The organism is Monashia sp. HAY1-5C (genome assembly GCF_056755255.1).
Window position 1 is genome coordinate 24,067 of the sequence record NZ_JBPGXG010000021.1, and the last position, 18,344, is coordinate 42,410.

Sequence of the window (18,344 nt, forward strand, 5' to 3'; positions counted from 1 at the left end):
CAGCGCGTGACACCCGTTGCCTGCCGGCGCGTGCGGCCACCGGCCCGAAACGTCCGCGAAACCTGCCCCCGGCTACGCTGTGACGCGTGACCAGCGAGCAGAGCACCGACGAGAGCACGACTCCCAAGCCCCGCCCGACGAAGGCCGCCCCGGCGGCCGAGGACGTGCCGGCTTCGGCACCCACCCCGGCTCCGGCGTCCGGCACCACCCGCATCCTCGTCGCCGAGGACGAGGCGCTGATCCGTCTCGACCTCGTCGAGATGCTCGGGGAGCAGGGCTACGAGGTCGTCGGCCAGGCCAGCAACGGCGAGCAGGCCGTGACCCTGGCCAAGGAGCTCGCGCCCGACCTCGTCATCATGGACGTCAAGATGCCGGTCCTCGACGGCCTCTCGGCCGCCGAGCAGCTGCACGAGACGAAGGCGTGCCCGGTCATCATGCTGACTGCCTTCTCCCAGACCGAGCTCGTCGAGCGGGCCCGGGACGCCGGTGTCATGGCCTACATCGTCAAGCCGTTCACGGCCGACGACCTGCGCCCGGCCATCGACATCGCCACGTCCCGCTGGCAGGAGCTCAAGGCCCTCGAGGCCGAGATCGCCGACCTCGGCGAGCGCCTCGAGACCCGCAAGCTCGTCGACCGCGCCAAGGGCGTGCTCATGTCCCAGCTCAAGCTGTCCGAGTCGGATGCGTTCCGGTGGATCCAGAAGACCGCGATGGACCGTCGCCTCGGGATGAAAGAGGTCGCCGAGGCCGTCATCAACGGCTTCCCGGCGTCGTGACGTCCTGACCGCCGCAGATCCTCCGTGAAGGCAGGTCACGACACGGTCACCGATCGCCGAGAGTCCGTGACCTTCCGAGGGGATGGGCCTAGTCTCCGTGTCAGCCCTCACACGAGGGAAGAGTGACATCAGGAGGACACCCGTGCGTTCCACCCTCAAGTTCGTCGTGCCGGTCGCGGTCGCGGCGCTGACTCTCGGTGCCTGTGGCACCAAGGGCGGCGACACCACGGCCGGCAGCGGCGGGTCGGCCAAGGCGGCTTGCGACCAGAAGATCGGCATGTTCGGTGCCCTCACCGGGCCCAACGCCAACCTGGGCATCTACATCCAGAACGGCGTCAACCTGGCGCTCGACGACTACAACAAGAAGCACGCGGACTGCAAGGTCACCCTGGAGAACTACGACTCGCAGGGCGACCCGACGCAGGCGCCGGCGCTGGCCAAGAAGGCGATCGACGACAAGAAGGTCGTCGGCATCGTCGGTCCGGCCTTCTCCGGTGAGTCCAAGGCCGCCGACCCGGCCTTCAACGAGGCGGGCCTCGTCACCATCACGCCGTCGGCCACCAACCCCAAGCTGGCCGACAACGGCTGGAAGACCTTCTTCCGGGTGCTCGGCAACGACGCCACGCAGGGCCCGGCCGCGGCCAAGTACATCAAGGACACGCTCAAGGCCGCGAAGCCGTTCGTCATCGACGACGCCTCCGAGTACGGCAAGGGCCTGGCCGACATCGTGCGCCAGGACCTCGGCTCGGCCGTCGTCGGCAACGACACCATCCAGCAGAAGCAGACCGACTTCAGCGCCTCCGTCACCAAGGTGAAGTCCTCGGGCGCCGACGCGCTCTTCTTCGGCGGGTACTCGCCGGAGGCCGCGCCGCTCGTCAAGCAGCTGCGCGACGCCGGCTGGAAGGGCACCTTCGTCGCCGCCGACGGTGTCAAGGACCAGTCGTTCATCGACAACGCCGGCCCCGCGGCCGACGGCGCCGTCGTCACCTGCCCGTGCGTGCCTGCCGACATCGCGCCCGACTTCGCCAAGGCCTACAAGGCGAAGTACAACCAGGACCCCAACACCTACTCGGGTGAGGGCTACGACGCCGCGACGATCCTCCTCGACGGCATCGCGGCCGGGAAGAACCGCGAGACCATGGTCGACTTCGTCAAGTCCTACGACAAGAAGGGCGTCACGAAGCAGCTGAAGTTCGACGCCAAGGGCGAGTCCTCGGACATCAAGGTCTTCGCCTACAAGGTCTCGGGCGGCAAGTTCACGCCCGTGGGAGAGATCAAGTAGGACGGGCGCCATCGTCAGGGGGGCGGTCGGAGCACTATGCTCCGGCCGCCCTTCGTTCGGCTGATGCCCGACCTGTGACCCCTCCCCTCGCACCCGGCCCAGGAGGTCTTGGATGCAGTACCTGTTGGAAAACTTCTTCTCGCTGACCGTCACCGGCACGACGCTCGGCGCCGTCTACGCCCTCGTCGCCCTCGGCTACACCCTCGTCTACGGCGTGTTGCGACTGATCAACTTCGCGCACTCCGAGGTCTTCATGTACGGCACGTTCGCCTCCCTGTGGGTCGTCGTCCTCCTCGGCGGCAAGGGCGGCAGCAGCGTCGGCCAGGTGATCTTCTGGGTCGCCATGATGTTCGTCGCCGCGATGCTCGTGTCCGGGCTCATCGCGGTGCTGCTCGAGCGGGTGGCCTACCGCCCGCTGCGCAAACGCAACGCCCCGCCCCTCATCGCCCTGATCTCCGCCATCGGCGCCTCGTTCGTGCTCTCCGAGATCATGGGCCTGCGCCAGCAGATCACCGGGGTGTTCGGGCTCGACACACCGCTGCGCACCTACGTCGCGAACTCGCGCAACAACACCGGCATGCCCGAGATCATCTCGCCGCAGCCGGTGTTCACCCTGGGCGACTACCAGGTCACCAACGTCGACATCCTCGTCGTCGTCGGGGCGATCGCGATCATGGTGGTCCTCGACCAGTTCGTGAAGCGCTCGCGCCTCGGCCGCGGCATCCGCGCCGTCGCCATGGACCCCGAGTCCGCCGCGCTCATGGGCGTCAACCGCGACCGCGTCATCCAGGTGACCTTCCTCGTCGGCGGCGTCATGGCCGGAGCCGCGGCCGTCTTCTACATGCTGAAGATCGGCATCACCCGCTACGACGCCGGCTTCATCCTCGGCGTCAAGGCGTTCACGGCGGCCGTCCTCGGCGGCATCGGCAACCTGCGCGGTGCGCTGCTCGGTGGTTTCGTCCTCGGCCTCGCCGAGAACTACGGCTCCGCGCTGGTGGGCACCCAGTGGAAGGACGTCGTCGCGTTCGTCCTCCTCGTGCTCATCCTGCTCTTCCGGCCCACCGGCCTGCTCGGTGAGTCCCTCGGAAAGGCGCGCGCATGAGCACGACGACCGCCACCACCACGCCCCGCCGGCCCGGTTTCCGGCAGCGCATCGACGGCCTGCCCAGGGGCGCCAAGATCGGCCTCTGGGTGCTCTTCGCGCTGTTCCTGTTCCTGCTGCCGATGCTCAACATCCCGATCATCACCACCGAGGGCTCGGACTTCGGCGGGGTGCTCTTCACCGTCGCCACGTACGTGCTCGTCGCCCTCGGCCTCAACATCGTCGTCGGTTACGCCGGCCTGCTCGACCTCGGCTACGTCGGCTTCTACGCGATCGGTGCCTACACCGTGGGCGTCCTGAGCGCCGAGCACGCGTCGCTGTCGTGGGTCGTCGTCGTGCCGATCGCGATCGTCGTCGCGATGATCTCGGGCGTCATCCTCGGTGCGCCGACGCTGCGCGTGCGTGGTGACTACCTGGCCATCGTGACGCTCGGCTTCGGTGAGATCGTGCGCCTGACCCTGGTGAACTCGCAGTGGCTCGGCGGCGCCCAGGGCATCTCGGACATCCCGAAGCCCCCGGGCCTGGAGCTGTTCAAGGTGCCGAGCATCGACTGGAGCACAGGTGCACCGGTCATCGACCTCGACACCACGTCGACGTTCCTCAAGTTCGGCATCACCGACTTCATCCCGTACTACTGGCTCGCGCTGGCGGTCATCGGCCTCGTGCTGCTGTTCGACGTTCTCGTCAAGGGCAGCCGCGTCGGCCGGGCCTGGGAGGCCACCCGTGAGGACGAGGACGCGGCAGAGCTCATGGGGGTGCCCACCTTCCGGTTCAAGCTGCTCGCCTTCGCCCTCGGCGCCGCCATCGGCGGCCTGTCGGGTGCACTCTTCGCGACGAAGTCCGGGTTCATCAACCCGCAGAGCTTCGAGCTGCTGCTGTCGATCCTCTTCATCGCGGCCGTCGTCGTCGGCGGAGCGGGCAACCGGGTCGGCGTCATCCTCGGCGCCATCGTCGTCAGCTACTTCCCGGAGCGCTTCCGTGAGTTCGCCGACTACCGCGTCCTCGTCTTCGGTCTCGCGCTCATGCTGCTCGCGATCTTCCGTCCGCAGGGCATCCTGCCCCCACGGCGTACGATCCGGGCCAAGCGGGCCGACGAGAGAGAGCACGTCCTCGAGGAGGGAGAAGCCAGTGTCTGAGCCCACCAGCCCCGACGACGCCCGTGCCACGACCCGCGAGCCGACGCTCGAGGAGACGCACGAGGGGACGCAGACGGTCGAGCCGGTGCAGGACGTGCAGCCGCTCGCCGACCCGGCCGACGAGGTCACCGAGATCAACCCCGACGTCGACATCGCGCCCGAGGACATCGGGCCGAGCGTCGCCGAGGGGGAGCGCCTCCTCGAGGTCGACGACGTGACCCTTCGCTTCGGCGGCGTCGTCGCTCTCAACGAGGTGAGCTTCCACATCAACAAGGGCGAGATCCTCGGCCTCATCGGACCGAACGGTGCCGGCAAGACGACGTGCTTCAACGTCATGACCGGCGTCTACCAGCCGACCTCCGGCGGCGTCCGGTTCCTCGGCGAGCCCCTGGGCAAGCGGAAGAAGTTCCAGATCACCAAGCTGGGCATCGCGCGAACCTTCCAGAACATCCGGCTGTTCGCGAACATGACGGCCCTCGAGAACGTGCTCGTCGGTGTCGACGCGCACCACTCGACCGGCGTCGGGTCCGCGATGTTCCGCCTCCCGCGGCACCGCCGCGAGGAGACCCAGGGCCACGCCCGGGCGATGGAGCTGCTCGAGTTCATGGGACTCGACGGCAAGGCGGACGAGCTGGCGCGCAACCTCCCGTACGGCGACCAGCGTCGTCTCGAGATCGCGCGCGCCCTCGCCACCAACCCGCAGCTGCTCTGCCTCGACGAGCCGGCCGCCGGCTTCAACCCGGCCGAGAAGGCCCGGCTCATGGAGCTCATCCGCACGATCCGCGACCAGGGCTACACCGTCCTGCTCATCGAGCACGACATGAAGCTGGTCATGGGCGTGACCGACCGGATCGTCGTGCTCGAGTTCGGCCGCAAGATCGCCGAGGGCTCGCCCGCGGAGATCCGCGACAACCCGGCGGTCATCGCCGCCTACCTGGGAGTGGATGAGGAAGATGCTTCTTGAGGTCAACGGCCTGTGTGTCAACTACGGGCGCATCGAGGCCATCCGCGACATCAGCTTCACCGTCGAGGAGGGTGAGATCGTCACCCTCATCGGCGCCAACGGCGCGGGCAAGACGACGACGATGAAGACGATCTCGGGCCTGCGCCCGGTGCGCGCCGGCTCGGTCGTCTTCGACGGCAAGGACATCACGTCGACGCCGTCGCACGAACGACCGGTTCTCGGCATCTCGCAGTCGCCCGAGGGTCGTGGCTGCTTCGTCGGCATGACGGTGATGGAGAACCTCGAGATGGGCACGTACGCGCGCCCGGACCGCAAGAGCAAGGCGGTCCGTGACGACCTCGACCGCGTCTTCGAGCTGTTCCCCCGGCTCAAGGAGCGCAGCAACCAGGCCGCCGGCTCGATGTCCGGTGGCGAGCAGCAGATGCTGGCGATGGGGCGCGCCCTCATGGCCAAGCCGAAGCTGCTGCTCCTCGACGAGCCGTCGATGGGCTTGGCGCCCAAGCTGATCCAGCAGATCTTCGACATCGTCACGGAGATCAACAGCCAGGGCACCACGGTCCTGCTCGTGGAGCAGAACGCGGCACAGGCGCTGAAGCGCTCGCACCGCGCCTACATCCTCGAGACCGGTGAGATCGTCCGCGAGGGCACCGGCAGCGAGCTGGCGGCCGACCCGGCCGTCAAGGCCGCCTACCTCGGCGGCTGACCCGGGCCCGTTCGGCCACCCTCCCGCCGGGGGCGTCACGCAGCGCGTGGCGCCCCCGACGGCCGTCCGGCGTCCGTCGTGCACCGACGCCCGGGGGGTGCCCTTCCGCCGGTGGTCCGTTGGCCGTAGTGTCTGCCGGGTGGCCTCGGGGAGGACCGGATGGCGATCGGAGGGACGATGGGGCGAGCGGGTGTGTCCGTGCGGAGGGTCGACGAGACGCTGCACTCGAGGTTCATCGAGCTGTGGATCGCCCACCGGATCGAGGGCGGCACGACGCCCGAGGCCGCCCAGCGCCTCGCTCTCGACGGCACGCTGCGACACGCGCTGCAGCGCGAGGACATCTGCGCCTTCATCGCGTTCACCGGTGACGAGGCCTCCGGGTACGTGGTTCTCGCCGACTCGACGCGTAGCCTCCTCGTCGACTCGCCCTGCGTGTCCATCGACATGCTCTTCGTCCTACCGGAGCACCGACGCCAGGGCGTGGCGCGCGCGCTGCTGACGGCGGCGGCGCGGTACGCCGACCGACAGGGCGCCGAGCACCTCGCGAGCACCGTGCCCGCCGGCGACCGGGAGGCCAACCGGTTCTTCGCCCGTCTCGGCTTCGCCGCCGAGACCGTGCGCCGAGTGGCGACGTCGGCCACCGTCCAGCGCAAGCTCGCCGGCGAGCCGACACCGCGCTCGCAACGCGTCGGGCTCGAGCAGGTGCTCAGGCGCCGCCGCGACCTGCGACGCGAGCCCCACGGCCCCGGCCAGGCCCGGCACCCGCGGCACCGCGGCCCGCAGGTCGCGGGCTGATCACCCCGCGCCTGCGCTGGGGCGGCGGGTGGTCACGACCCCGGTGCGGCGTCGCGCAGCAGGCAGGTGATGCGCGAGGTGCACACGCGTCGCCCGCCCTCGTCGACGACGACGACCTCGTAGCTGACGAGCGTCCGCCCGGCGCTGAGGACGGTGGCGGTGCCGGTCACGACGCCGGAGCGCGCGGCCCGGTGGTGCGTGGCGTTGATGTCGAGGCCGACCGCGACGCGGCCGGGGCCCGCGTGCAGCGCCGCCCCGATGGAGCCCAAACTCTCGGCGAGGACGACGCTCGCGCCACCGTGGAGCAGCCCGTAGGGCTGGGTGTTGCCGGCCACCGGCATCGTCGCCACGAGGCGTTCCGGGCTGGCCTCGACGACCTCGATGCCCATCCGCTCGAGGAGCGTGCCCGCCGCCATGTCGCGCATCACCTGGAGCGCCGTGTCGTGCGCGGTGTCGTGGGCGGTGTCGTGCGCTGCCTCGTGCGTGGTGCCGTGCGCTGCCGCGGGCGCGGTGTCGTGCGCGGCCTCGCCGGCTGTCTCTGCGGGCGCAGGTGCGGCTGCCGAGGTGGCGAGGTCCTCGCCGGTGCTGGGGTCGGTCATGCCGGCGATCGTATGCCGCGTGCGGCGTCGGGGCGCCGTCGGCCACGACGCCGTGCCCGGGGTCACGGCGTCGGTGCCCGCCACTAGGGTTGCCACCGTGAGCCGACTTCTCCTCCTCGACGGACACTCGCTGGCCTACCGCGCGTTCTTCGCGCTCCCGGCCGAGAACTTCTCGACGAGCACCGGCCAGCACACCAACGCCGTGTACGGCTTCACCTCGATGCTCATCAACATGCTGCGCGACGAGGAGCCGACGCACGTGGCGGTGGCCTTCGACAAGTCGCGCCAGACCTTCCGCACCGAGGAGTACGCCGAGTACAAGGCGGGCCGCGCCCGTACGCCCGACGAGTTCCAGGGGCAGCTGCCGCTCGTCAAGGAAGTCCTCGACGCGCTGCGCATCACCTACGTCGAGCTCGACGGCTACGAGGCCGACGACATCATCGCCACCATCGCGACCGCGGCGGGCGGCGAGGGTCTCGAGGTGCTCATCTGCTCGGGCGACCGCGACACGTTCCAGCTCGTCGACGACAACGTCACGATCCTCTACCCGGTCCGGGGCGTCTCCGAGGTGTGGCGCATGGGCCCGGCGCAGATCGAGGAGAAGTACGGGGTCCCGCCCACTCGGTACAGCGACCTCGCTGCGATGGTCGGCGAGAGCTCCGACAACCTGCCCGGTGTCCCGGGGGTCGGGCCCAAGACGGCCGCCAAGTGGATCACCCAGTTCGGCGACCTCGACGGCGTCGTCGCCGGGATCGACCAGATCAAGGGCAAGGCCGGCGAGGCGCTCCGCCAGCACCTCGACCAGGTGCTGCGCAACCGGCGCCTCAACCAGCTCGTCCGCGACGCCCCGGTCGGCGTCGGGGTCGCCGACCTCCAGCGCCACCAGTGGGCGCGCGAGGAGGTCCACGAGGTCTTCGACCGGCTCGAGTTCCGGGTCCTGCGCGACCGGCTCTTCGCCTCCGTGGAGGCGGCCGAGCCCGAGGCCGAGCAGGGCTTCGACGTCGAGGGCGTGCTGCTCGCGCCGGAGCAGGTCGCCGACTGGGTCGCCGCGCACCTGCCCGCCGGTCAGCGGGCCGGGCTGTCGGTGACCGGCACGTGGGCCCGCGGCACGGGGGACGCCACGGGTCTGGCGGTCGCCGCGCCGGACGGTTCGGCCGCCTGGATCGACCTGACGACCCTGCCCGACGAGGGCGAGACCTCCGTGGCCTCGTGGCTGGAGGACCCGGAGCGGCCCAAGGCGATGCACGACGCCAAGGGACCGATCGAGGCGCTGACCGCCAGGGGCTTCACGCTGGCGGGGCTCACGAGCGACACGCAGCTCGCGGCCTACCTCGTCAAGCCCGACCAGCGCACCTACCACCTCGACGACCTCGTCCTGCGCCAGCTCAAGCGCGAGCTGAGCGGCAGCGCGCCCGCCGAGGGGCAGGGAATGCTCGACTTCGGTGGTGACGCCGACGAGAAGGCCGCCGCGCAGGAGATGGTCCGGGCCACAGCGGTCCGCGACCTCGCCGCGGCTCTCGACGAGCAGCTCGCGGCGACCGGCGGCACCGAGCTGCTCGCCGACATCGAGCTGCCCCTCATCGACGTGCTCGCCCGGATGGAGCGCACCGGCATCGCCGTCGACGCCCCGGGCCTCGACGCGCTCGAGACGGACTTCGCCGCCAAGGTTGCCCAGGCGCAGGAGGATGCGTGGGACGCCATCGGCGGCAACCGCATCAACCTCGGCTCGCCGAAGCAGCTGCAGGAGGTGCTCTTCGGCGACCTCAACATGCCGAAGACCAAGAAGACCAAGACGGGCTACACGACCGACGCCGACGCGCTCGCCGACCTCTTCGCCAGGACCGAGCACCCGTTCCTCGAGGCGCTGCTGCGCCACCGCGACGCCGCGCGCCTGCGTGTCACCGTCGAGGGCCTGCAGAAGTCGGTGTCCGACGACGGCCGGATCCACACGACGTACCTGCAGACCATCGCCGCGACCGGGCGGCTGTCCTCCACCGAGCCGAACCTGCAGAACGTGCCGATCCGCACCGAGGAGGGTCGCCGCATCCGCGAGCTGTTCGTCGTCAACGACGGCTACGAGGCGCTCATGTCGGCCGACTACTCCCAGATCGAGATGCGCGTCATGGCCCACCTGTCCGGTGACGCCGGGCTCATCGAGGCCTTCCGCACCGGTGAGGACCTGCACAAGTTCGTCGGGTCGCGGGTGTTCAACGTCGAGCCCGACGACGTCACGCCCGCGATGCGCTCGAAGGTCAAGGCCATGTCGTACGGGCTGGCCTACGGCCTGTCGGCGTACGGCTTGTCCAAGCAGCTGACGATCAGCACCGAGGAGGCCCGCGGCCTCATGGACGGCTACTTCGAGCGGTTCGGCGGGGTCAGCGCGTACCTGCGCGACGTCGTGGCCGAGGCCCGCGGAACGGGTTACACCGCAACGATGCTCGGGCGTCGTCGCTACCTTCCGGACCTCACGTCCGACAACCGGCAGCGTCGCGAGGCCGCCGAGCGCATGGCCCTCAACGCGCCGATCCAGGGCTCGGCCGCGGACATCATGAAGGTCGCGATGATCGGCGTCGACCGGGCGCTGGCGGCGGCGGGCGCGAGGTCCCGCATCCTGCTGCAGGTCCACGACGAGCTCGTCCTCGAGGTGGCGGCGGGGGAGCGCGACGACGTCGAGAAGCTCGTCCGCCACGAGATGGGCAACGCCGCACCGATGGACGTCCCGCTCGACGTCAACGTCGGGGTCGGCCGCTCCTGGCACGACGCCGCCCACTGACGCGGCGGCTGCGCTCGCGGGCCGAGCCCGCCGGACCCGCGGCGGCCGCCGACACGTCAGGAGCGTTCACAGACGAAGACCGCGGTGCCGGGCAGGACCCGACCGCGCAGGGGCGACCAACCGCCCCACGGCTCCTCGTGGCCGTCCGGCCACTCCGGCTCGACGACGTCGACCAGCCGCAGACCCGCCGCCGCGATCTCGCGCACGCGGTCGCCCAGGGTCCGGTGGTGCTCGACGTAGGTGGCCCGGCCCGAGGCGTCCTGCTCGACGTAGGGCGTCCGGTCGAAGTAGGACTGGATCGCGGTGAGCCCGCGCGGCCCGGGGTCGTCGGGGAAGGCCCAGCGGACCGGGTGCGTCGTGGAGAAGACGAAGCGCCCGCCAGGACGCAGGACGCGCGCCGTCTCGGCCATGACGACGTCGGAGTCGGCGACGAACGGCACGACCCCGTACGCGGTGAACACCACGTCGAAGGACGCGTCGGCGAACGGCAGCGCGCGCCCGTCGCACTGGACGAACGGGACGCGCTCAGGGGCGTCCGGCGGGAGCGTGCCGTTGACACGCAGCCCCGTCGCGACCATGCCGGCCGACAGGTCGGTCGCGACGACGCGGGCTCCACGGGTCGCGAGCCACCGCGAGCACTGGCCCGAGCCGGCGCCGATCTCGAGCACGTCGCGACCGGCCGGGTCGCCGAGCAGCCCCGCATCCTCCTCGCGCAGCCGCTCGGGGCCCCAGACGAAGTCGGTGTCGCCGAGGAAGGCGCCGTGCTCGGCGTGGTAGCCGGGCGCCTCGGCGTCCCACCAGGTGCGGTTGGCGGTGGCGGTCTCGCCCGGGTCCGCGGCGCGGCGGGTGGCCTCGGTCGGGACGCCGCCGGGCGTGCTCATCGGGTGCTCCCTGTCTTTTGACCGGATGCTGACAGCGCCGATAGGATTGCCGGGCGCACACGACTGTGTGCGCTCAATGTTGAACCAGCCCACACGACCTCCGGCCCCCGAGCCCGGTGCTCACCGCCGCGAGGTCTCCAACGTAACTGTCCACAATCGGAGTTCCTACTACATGACTGCCAACACGGTCGAGAAGACCGCTCCTGAGGTCGCCATCAACGACATCGGCTCTCAGGAAGACATCCTTGCCGCGATCGACGCGACCATCAAGGACTTCAACGACGGCGACATCGTCGAGGGTCGCATCGTCAAGGTCGACCGGGACGAGGTCCTGCTCGACATCGGCTACAAGACCGAGGGCGTCATCCCCTCGCGCGAGCTGAGCATCAAGCACGACGTCGACCCGTCCGAGATCGTCGGCGTCGGCGACGAGGTCGAGGCGCTCGTCCTCCAGAAGGAGGACAAGGAGGGTCGCCTGATCCTGTCCAAGAAGCGCGCCCAGTACGAGCGCGCCTGGGGCACGATCGAGAAGATCAAGGAGGAGGACGGCGTCGTCACCGGCACCGTCATCGAGGTCGTCAAGGGTGGCCTCATCCTCGACATCGGCCTGCGCGGCTTCCTGCCGGCCTCCCTCGTCGAGATGCGCCGCGTCCGCGACCTCCAGCCCTACGTCGGCAAGGAGATCGAGGCCAAGATCATCGAGCTCGACAAGAACCGCAACAACGTGGTCCTGTCGCGCCGTGCGTGGCTCGAGCAGACGCAGTCCGAGGTGCGCACGACGTTCCTCAAGGAGCTCCAGAAGGGCCAGGTCCGTCAGGGCGTCGTGTCCTCCATCGTCAACTTCGGTGCGTTCGTGGACCTCGGCGGCGTCGACGGTCTCGTCCACGTGTCCGAGCTGTCGTGGAAGCACATCGACCACCCGTCCGAGGTCGTCGAGGTCGGCACCGAGGTCACCGTCGAGGTGCTCGACGTCGACATGGACCGCGAGCGTGTCTCCCTGTCGCTCAAGGCGACGCAGGAGGACCCGTGGCAGCACTTCGCCCGGACCCACGCGATCGGCCAGGTCGTCCCGGGCAAGGTCACCAAGCTCGTCCCGTTCGGCGCGTTCGTCCGCGTCGAGGACGGAATCGAGGGCCTCGTGCACATCTCCGAGCTCGCCGAGCGCCACGTCGAGCTGCCCGAGCAGGTCGTCAACGTCGGTGACGAGATCTTCGTCAAGGTCATCGACATCGACCTCGAGCGCCGTCGCATCTCGCTGTCGCTCAAGCAGGCCAACGACGAGTCGGTCCCGGTGTCGGAGTTCGACCCGACCCTCTACGGCATGGCCGCCGAGTACGACGAGCAGGGCAACTACAAGTACCCCGAGGGCTTCGACCCGGAGACGAACGAGTGGCTCGAGGGCTTCGAGGCCCAGCGCGAGAAGTGGGAGCGGCAGTACGCCGAGGCCCACGCTCGCTGGGAGGCCCACAAGACGCAGGTCGAGGCCGCGCACAAGGCCGACGCCGAGGCTGCGTCCGGGGCCGGCACGTCGACGTCCTACTCGTCGGCGACCGGTGACCAGCACGGTGACGAGCAGCGCAACGCGCCGGCTCCCGCCGAGGGCACCCTCGCCTCCGACGAGGCTCTCGCGGCGCTCCGCGAGAAGCTGACGGGCAACTGAGCCGACGCTCTGACGCCACCGACGCTGTCGCGTCGACGGGGCCCCGGACCACACGGTCCGGGGCCCCGTCGCATGTCCGTCGGCCGCCGGGGCAGCGGCACGGCGTCGGACCACGACCGTTCACCGTCCGGCCGAAAACCGGACGCGTCAAAGCCGCAATCCGTCGCCCCGCTTGGTTACGTTGACGGGGTGCAGTCACCGGCGACAGAGACACCGACCGAGCCGCGCGCACCGGCGGGTCCGCCCCAGCCGGTCGGACCGGCGCCGCGACGCTCGAGCGGCAGGGCGTGGGAGTGGACGCTGGCGGCGCTCCTGCTCCTGCCCAACCTCGTCCTCCTCGTCGTCTTCACCTACCGGCCGCTCCTCGACAACATCCGGCTCTCGTTCACCGACTGGAACATCAGCTCGCCCGTCGCGGGCGGCGTGGGCCTGGCCAACTACGTCGAGTGGTTCGGCCGCGACGACACCCGCCTCATCCTGCGCAACACCGTCGTGTTCACGCTGGCGACCGTCGGCATCTCGATGGCGCTCGGGCTCGCCTTCGCCCTGCTGCTCGACCAGCGGCTCAAGGGCCGCAACGTCGTGCGCTCGGTCGTCTTCGCCCCGTTCGTCATCTCCGGGGCCGCCATCGGCATCGCCTTCCAGTTCGTCTTCGACCCGAACTACGGGCTGATCCGCGACCTGCTGGCCCGCTTCGGGGTCACCGTGCCCGACTTCTACCAGCAGCCCGGGTGGGCGCTGTTCATGGTGACCGTCACCTACATCTGGAAGAACCTCGGCTACACCTTCGTCATCTACCTCGCCGCCCTGCAGGGCCGGCGCGCCGACCTCGACGAGGCGGCCGAGATCGACGGCGCGTCGCCCTGGACGCACCTGCGTCGCGTCCTGCTGCCGCAGCTGCGGCCGACGACGTTCTTCCTGTCGATCACCGTGCTGCTCAACTCCGTCCAGGTCTTCGACATCATCAACGTCATGACCCGGGGAGGGCCCGCCGGCAACGGCACGACCACGCTCGTCTACCAGGTGTACCAGGAGACGTTCGTCAACCAGCGCGCCGGGTACGGCGCCACGGTGGCGACGGTCATGTTCCTCATCCTCCTCGCGATCACCGTCATCCAGGTCAGGGTCATGGACAGGGGGCGCACGCCATGAGCACGCCGGCGATCATCGGCACCGTCGACGACGACGAGGTGCGCCCGACACGGGGACTCGGCCGGCGAGGCCGCCGCCGGGAGGCGGCCCACGGCACCGAGACCTCGGCCCACCACCGCGGACCGCTCATGACCGCGCTCGGCTACGCCGGGATGGTGCTCGTCGTCCTCTTCATCGCGGTGCCGCTCTTCTGGATCCTCATCACCTCCTTCAAGGAGCGCGGTGACATCTACGTGCGTCCGGCGCAGTGGTGGCCGCGGCCGGCCACGAGCGCGAACTACCACGACGTCACGACGCGCATCCCGTTCTTCGCCTACGTGCGCAACTCGGTCATCATCACCTCGGCCACCGCCGCGGCCAAGATCGTCCTCGGCGTGCTCAGCGCCTACGCCCTGTCCCTGCTGCGGTTCCCCGGACGCGGCGTCGTCTTCCTCGTCGTCATCGCGGCGCTCATGGTGCCGAACCAGATCACGGTCATCAGCAACTACGCCCTCGTCGCACAGCTCGGGTGGCGAAACACCTTCCAGGGCATCATCATCCCGCTCGCCGGGGTCGCCTTCGGCACCTTCCTCATGCGCAACCAGTTCCTCAGCCTGCCGGGGGAGATCATCGAGGCGGCCCGCCTCGACGGCGCCGGCCCGATGAAGCTGTTGTGGCGCGTCGTCATGCCGATGTCCTGGCCGACGCTCGTCGCCTTCTCACTCATCACCGTCGTCAACGAGTGGAACGAGTACCTCTGGCCGTTCCTCATGTCCGACGACGAGAGCACCGCACCGCTGCCGGTCGGCCTGACGTTCCTGCAGAACAACGACGGCGTCACCAACTGGGGCCCGGTCATGGCCGGCACCGTCCTCGCGATGCTGCCGATCCTCGTCCTGTTCCTCTTCCTCCAGCGGCAGATGATCAAGGGCCTCACCGCCGGCGCGGTCAAGAGCTGAGCGGTTCGCGCCGAGCCCGCACGGCCGGACACCGGCCCCACGGATCCCACACCACCACAGGGAAGGCACCTCACGAATGAACGAGTTCTCACGCGACCTGTCCCGGCGCGGCTTCCTCGGCCTCGCCGGCATCGCCGGGGTCGCAGGTCTGGCCGCGTGCGCAGGGACCGGCACGGCTCCCTCGAGCGGCGGCAACGGCGGCGGCTCGAGCAACACCATCGAGTTCTGGAGCAACCATCCCGGAAACAGCAAGCCGGTCGAGCAGCAGATCATCGCGGCGTTCGAGAAGGCGCACGCCGGGCTCAAGGTCAAGCTCGTCGACGCCGGCAAGAACTACGAGGAGGTCGCGCAGAAGTTCAACGCCTCCCTCGCCGGCGGGCAGCTGCCCGACGTCGTCGTCGTCTCGGACGTGACGTGGTTCAACTTCGCCCTCAACAAGCAGCTCACGCCGCTCGACGACCTCCTGTCGGCGGCGAAGGCCGACACGTCCGACTACGTCGACTCGCTCTACAACGACTACAACCTCGACGACAAGCACTTCGCGTTGCCGTACTCGCGGTCGACGCCGCTCTTCTACTACAACAAGGACCTCTGGAAGGCGGCCGGTCTCGAGGACCGTGGGCCGAAGGACTGGGACGAGTTCCTCACGTGGGCACCGAAGCTCAAGGCCGCTGCCGGTTCGGACAAGATCGTCATGGAGCTGCCCGACGGCTCCAACTACCTCGACTGGGTCTTCCAGAACATCGTCTGGGACTACGGCGGGGCCTACTCGAAGGACTGGACGCCCACCTTCTCCGACCCCGGCACCGTCAAGGCAGGGCAGTACCTGCAGAACCTGGCCAAGCAGGGCTTCCTCAAGCTCTCGAAGGACCCGGCCCCGGACTTCACGGCCGGCATCGTCGCGTGCAGCATGATGTCGACCGGGTCGCTCGGCGGGGTCGCCAAGGATGCGAAGTTCGACGTCGGCACGGCCTTCCTGCCCGGTGACGGCAACTGCCCGACCGGTGGTGCGGGTGTCGGCATCCCGGCGACGATCTCCGACGCGCGCAAGAAGAACGCCCTGACGTTCATCGAGTTCCTCACGAACGCCCAGAACACCGTGACGTTCACGCAGGCGACCGGGTACATGCCGGTGCGCAAGTCCGCCGTGGAGCTGCCGGAGGAGAAGGCGTTCCTCGAGAAGAACCCGAACGCGAAGACGGCGATCGAGCAGCTGCCCAAGACCCGGTCGCAGGACAACGTGCGCGTGCTCCTGCCGGGTGGCGGCGCCCGCATCGGCAAGGCGCTGGACCAGGTCGTGCAGGGCCAGGACGTCGCGACGGTCTTCAAGGGCTTGGACACCGAGAGCCAGCAGGTCTTCGACACCCAGATCAAGAGCAAGCTCGGCGCCTGAGACGTGGCGCCGGCGCCGCCGGGCCCCACCGTCGTCGGTGGGTGGTCCGGCGGCGCCGCACGCTCCTCATGCCGGCACGCCCCTGAACTCGAGAGACCCGAACCCGAGACACCGAAACACCCGAGACACCCGAGAGGCCGGTCATGGCAACCGTGTACTTCGACGAGGCGACTCGTCGGTTCAGCAAGGACGACGCCCCGGCGGTCGACGGCATCACGCTCGACATCGCCGACGGTGAGTTCCTCGTCCTCGTCGGCCCGTCCGGCTGCGGCAAGTCGACGACGCTGCGGATGCTCGCCGGCCTCGAGCCCATCGACGGCGGTCGGGTCCTCGTCGACGGCCACGACCAGAAGGGCGTCCGCCCGCGGGACCGCGACATCGCGATGGTCTTCCAGAGCTACGCGCTCTACCCGAACATGACGGCGGCCCAGAACATGGCCTTCGCCCTCGACAACGCCAAGGTGAGCCGGGCCGAGACGAAGCAGCGCGTCGCCGAGGCGGCCAGGATCCTCGAGCTCGACACGCTCCTCGACCGCAAGCCGGGCCAGATGTCGGGCGGCCAGCGCCAGCGGGTGGCCATGGGCCGGGCCATCGTGCGCAACCCCAAGGTCTTCTGCATGGACGAGCCGCTGTCCAACCTCGACGCCAAGCTGCGCGTGTCGACCCGCTCGCAGATCGCCGGCCTGCAGCGCCGGCTCGGGATCACGACCGTGTACGTCACCCACGACCAGGTCGAGGCGATGACGATGGGCCACCGGGTCGCGGTGCTGCGCGACGGCCGGCTCCAGCAGGTCGACACCCCGGAGCGCCTCTACGACGCGCCGGTGAACACGTTCGTCGCCTCGTTCATCGGGTCGCCGGCCATCACCCTCGTCGAGACGTCGCTGCACGAGGGGAGCGCCGACGTCCTGGGTGTCCGGGTCCCGGTCGAGCGCGGCCTCGCCTCGCAGGCGCGGGAGAAGGTCGTCGTGGGGCTGCGTCCCGAGTCGTGGCACGTCGTCGAGGCCTCCGCGCGCGATGCCGACGGCGGGTCGGTCGGCCTCAACGTCGAGCTCGTCGAGGCGCTCGGCTCCGAGTCGTTCGTCTACGGGCGGCCGGTCGGTGCCGGCCCGGAGGCCACTCGCGTCACGGTGCGCCTCGACAAGCGAACCCATCTCGGCGTCGGGGACGTCGTCCACGTCGCCCCGAACCCTTCGGAGGTGCACCTCTTCGACGCGTCGACGGGCGAGCGGATCGGGTCGTGAGGTGACCGTGCGCCGAGGGCCGTGGCAGTCGGGCCGCTTCGACGTCGAGGGCCACCGCGGCGCCAAGGGCCTCGTCGTCGAGAACACCCTGGCCAGCTTCACGGCCGCCTTCGAGGCGGGTGTCTCGGGCGTGGAGCTCGACGTGCGGCTCACGGCCGACGGCGAGCTCGTGGTCTGGCACGACCCGGTGCTCCTGCCGGCCAAGTGCGTCGACACCGGCCCCGACGTCGTCGGCCGACGCGTCGGCGACCTCACCCTCGAGCAGCTGCGAACCGTCGACGTCGGCAGCCGGGCCCTGCCGGGCTTCCCCGGCCAGCGGACCGCCCCCGGTGCCCGCGTCTCGACGCTGCGGGAGGTCGTGGGCCACGGGCTCGAGCACGCACCGCAGGTGTGGTGGACGATCGAGCTCAAGGTCGACCCGAACGACCCCACGGAGGCGGCGCGACGCGACGAGCTGCTCGACGGCGTGCTCGACGTCGTCCACGACTTCGCCATCGACCGGCGGTGCTTCGTGCACTCGTTCAACTGGTCGGTCCTCGAGCGCGCCCGCGAGGTGGCCCCGGACGTCGCCCGGTCGGCCCTCGTCGAGTCCGGCGTCACCTGGGTGCCGGGCAGCCCGTGGACCGGTGGCGTCGACGTCGCGGCGCACGGCGACGACGTCGCGGCCGGCGCCGCCGAGGTCGGCGCGGACGTCCTGTCGCCCGAGCACGTGCTCGTCGACGCGACGCTCGTCGCACGGGCCCACGACCTCGACCTGGCGGTGCTGCCCTGGACCGTCAACGACCCGGAGCACATCCGCGCCGTCGTCGCGGCGGGCGTCGACGGGCTCGTGTCGGACTACCCCGACCGTGCGCTCGCACTGGTGGCCGAGCGAACCTGAGCGCCGTCGGGCGAGGGACCGTGCCGACTCTGTCTCTTATACACATCTGACGCTGCCGACGACGGA

At 70.0% G+C, this 18,344-nt stretch carries 16 protein-coding genes; 14 read left to right on the forward strand and 2 right to left on the reverse strand.

From position 1 onward, the window contains the following. Positions 1–164 precede the first annotated feature (164 nt). The 7 genes from ACR9ZK_RS05325 (at position 165) to ACR9ZK_RS05355 (ending at position 6,758) form a co-directional block, all read left to right on the forward strand. The gene (locus ACR9ZK_RS05325; RefSeq protein ID WP_481340856.1) at positions 165–776 is read left to right on the forward strand and encodes an ANTAR domain-containing response regulator; all 612 of its coding nucleotides are present in this window, start codon (positions 165–167) and stop codon (positions 774–776) included. A gap of 142 nt (positions 777–918) precedes the next feature. After that, on the forward strand, positions 919–2,058 hold the full coding sequence (locus ACR9ZK_RS05330) for a branched-chain amino acid ABC transporter substrate-binding protein (RefSeq protein WP_481340842.1): 1,140 nt from the start codon (positions 919–921) through the stop codon (positions 2,056–2,058). A gap of 112 nt (positions 2,059–2,170) precedes the next feature. Further along, on the forward strand, positions 2,171–3,160 hold the full coding sequence (locus ACR9ZK_RS05335) for a branched-chain amino acid ABC transporter permease (RefSeq protein WP_481340843.1): 990 nt from the start codon (positions 2,171–2,173) through the stop codon (positions 3,158–3,160). Further along, entirely contained in the window at positions 3,157–4,296 is a 1,140-nt protein-coding gene (locus ACR9ZK_RS05340) for a branched-chain amino acid ABC transporter permease (protein WP_481340844.1), read from the forward strand. Before ACR9ZK_RS05335 ends, ACR9ZK_RS05340 begins: the two co-directional genes overlap by 4 nt. Next, positions 4,289–5,260, forward strand: a complete 972-nt coding sequence (locus tag ACR9ZK_RS05345; RefSeq protein ID WP_481340845.1) for an ABC transporter ATP-binding protein — start codon at positions 4,289–4,291, stop codon at positions 5,258–5,260. The genes ACR9ZK_RS05340 and ACR9ZK_RS05345 overlap by 8 nt, the downstream gene beginning before the upstream one ends. Further along, positions 5,250–5,963 (forward strand): ABC transporter ATP-binding protein, encoded by a 714-nt coding sequence (locus ACR9ZK_RS05350; protein WP_481340857.1) that lies wholly within the window; start codon positions 5,250–5,252, stop codon positions 5,961–5,963. Before ACR9ZK_RS05345 ends, ACR9ZK_RS05350 begins: the two co-directional genes overlap by 11 nt. Before the next feature lie 198 nt (positions 5,964–6,161). Then, positions 6,162–6,758: a GNAT family N-acetyltransferase gene (locus tag ACR9ZK_RS05355; RefSeq protein ID WP_481340846.1), complete on the forward strand. Its 597-nt coding sequence runs from the start codon at positions 6,162–6,164 to the stop codon at positions 6,756–6,758. Between the two features lie 32 nt (positions 6,759–6,790). Here the strand turns inward: ACR9ZK_RS05355 and ACR9ZK_RS05360 are convergent, their stop codons facing one another. Next, positions 6,791–7,183, reverse strand: a complete 393-nt coding sequence (locus ACR9ZK_RS05360; RefSeq protein WP_481340858.1) for a PaaI family thioesterase — start codon at positions 7,181–7,183, stop codon at positions 6,791–6,793. 271 nt (positions 7,184–7,454) lie between these two features. Here ACR9ZK_RS05360 and polA point away from each other — a divergent pair, with 271 nt between their 5' ends. Continuing rightward, the gene (gene polA / locus ACR9ZK_RS05365) at positions 7,455–10,130 is read left to right on the forward strand and encodes a DNA polymerase I (protein WP_481340847.1); all 2,676 of its coding nucleotides are present in this window, start codon (positions 7,455–7,457) and stop codon (positions 10,128–10,130) included. A 56-nt stretch (positions 10,131–10,186) separates the two neighbouring features. Here the strand turns inward: polA and ACR9ZK_RS05370 are convergent, their stop codons facing one another. After that, a complete protein-coding gene (locus ACR9ZK_RS05370) occupies positions 10,187–11,011 on the reverse strand; it encodes a class I SAM-dependent methyltransferase (protein ID WP_481340848.1) in 825 nt (274 codons plus the stop codon). A gap of 172 nt (positions 11,012–11,183) precedes the next feature. Here ACR9ZK_RS05370 and rpsA point away from each other — a divergent pair, with 172 nt between their 5' ends. The 6 genes from rpsA to ACR9ZK_RS05400 all read left to right on the forward strand — a co-directional run bounded on the left by rpsA (position 11,184) and on the right by ACR9ZK_RS05400 (position 18,278). Then, a complete protein-coding gene (gene rpsA / locus ACR9ZK_RS05375; RefSeq protein ID WP_481340849.1) occupies positions 11,184–12,671 on the forward strand; it encodes a 30S ribosomal protein S1 in 1,488 nt (495 codons plus the stop codon). 189 nt (positions 12,672–12,860) lie between these two features. Continuing rightward, positions 12,861–13,823 carry a carbohydrate ABC transporter permease gene (locus ACR9ZK_RS05380; protein ID WP_481340850.1) on the forward strand — a complete coding sequence of 321 codons (963 nt, stop codon included), beginning with the start codon at positions 12,861–12,863 and terminating at the stop codon, positions 13,821–13,823. After that, complete coding sequence (locus ACR9ZK_RS05385) at positions 13,820–14,761, forward strand: carbohydrate ABC transporter permease (RefSeq protein WP_481340851.1); 942 nt, start codon at positions 13,820–13,822, stop codon at positions 14,759–14,761. Before ACR9ZK_RS05380 ends, ACR9ZK_RS05385 begins: the two co-directional genes overlap by 4 nt. Before the next feature lie 76 nt (positions 14,762–14,837). Further along, on the forward strand, positions 14,838–16,154 hold the full coding sequence (locus ACR9ZK_RS05390; RefSeq protein WP_481340852.1) for an ABC transporter substrate-binding protein: 1,317 nt from the start codon (positions 14,838–14,840) through the stop codon (positions 16,152–16,154). 143 nt (positions 16,155–16,297) lie between these two features. Next, positions 16,298–17,398 carry an ABC transporter ATP-binding protein gene (locus ACR9ZK_RS05395; RefSeq protein ID WP_481340853.1) on the forward strand — a complete coding sequence of 367 codons (1,101 nt, stop codon included), beginning with the start codon at positions 16,298–16,300 and terminating at the stop codon, positions 17,396–17,398. A 1-nt stretch (position 17,399) separates the two neighbouring features. Beyond that, positions 17,400–18,278, forward strand: a complete 879-nt coding sequence (locus ACR9ZK_RS05400; RefSeq protein WP_481340854.1) for a glycerophosphodiester phosphodiesterase family protein — start codon at positions 17,400–17,402, stop codon at positions 18,276–18,278. Positions 18,279–18,344: the final 66 nt, after the last annotated feature.

Coding starts and splice junctions, on each gene's coding strand:
- ACR9ZK_RS05335 (WP_481340843.1), top strand. CDS start 2,171: ATGCAGTACCTGTTGGAAAACTTCTTCTCGCTGACCGTCACCGGCACG.
- ACR9ZK_RS05340 (WP_481340844.1), top strand. CDS start 3,157: ATGAGCACGACGACCGCCACCACCACGCCCCGCCGGCCCGGTTTCCGG.
- ACR9ZK_RS05350 (WP_481340857.1), top strand. CDS start 5,250: ATGCTTCTTGAGGTCAACGGCCTGTGTGTCAACTACGGGCGCATCGAG.
- ACR9ZK_RS05360 (WP_481340858.1), bottom strand. CDS start 7,183: ATGCGCGACATGGCGGCGGGCACGCTCCTCGAGCGGATGGGCATCGAG.
- ACR9ZK_RS05370 (WP_481340848.1), bottom strand. CDS start 11,011: ATGAGCACGCCCGGCGGCGTCCCGACCGAGGCCACCCGCCGCGCCGCG.
- rpsA (WP_481340849.1), top strand. CDS start 11,184: ATGACTGCCAACACGGTCGAGAAGACCGCTCCTGAGGTCGCCATCAAC.
- ACR9ZK_RS05385 (WP_481340851.1), top strand. CDS start 13,820: ATGAGCACGCCGGCGATCATCGGCACCGTCGACGACGACGAGGTGCGC.
- ACR9ZK_RS05390 (WP_481340852.1), top strand. CDS start 14,838: ATGAACGAGTTCTCACGCGACCTGTCCCGGCGCGGCTTCCTCGGCCTC.
- ACR9ZK_RS05395 (WP_481340853.1), top strand. CDS start 16,298: ATGGCAACCGTGTACTTCGACGAGGCGACTCGTCGGTTCAGCAAGGAC.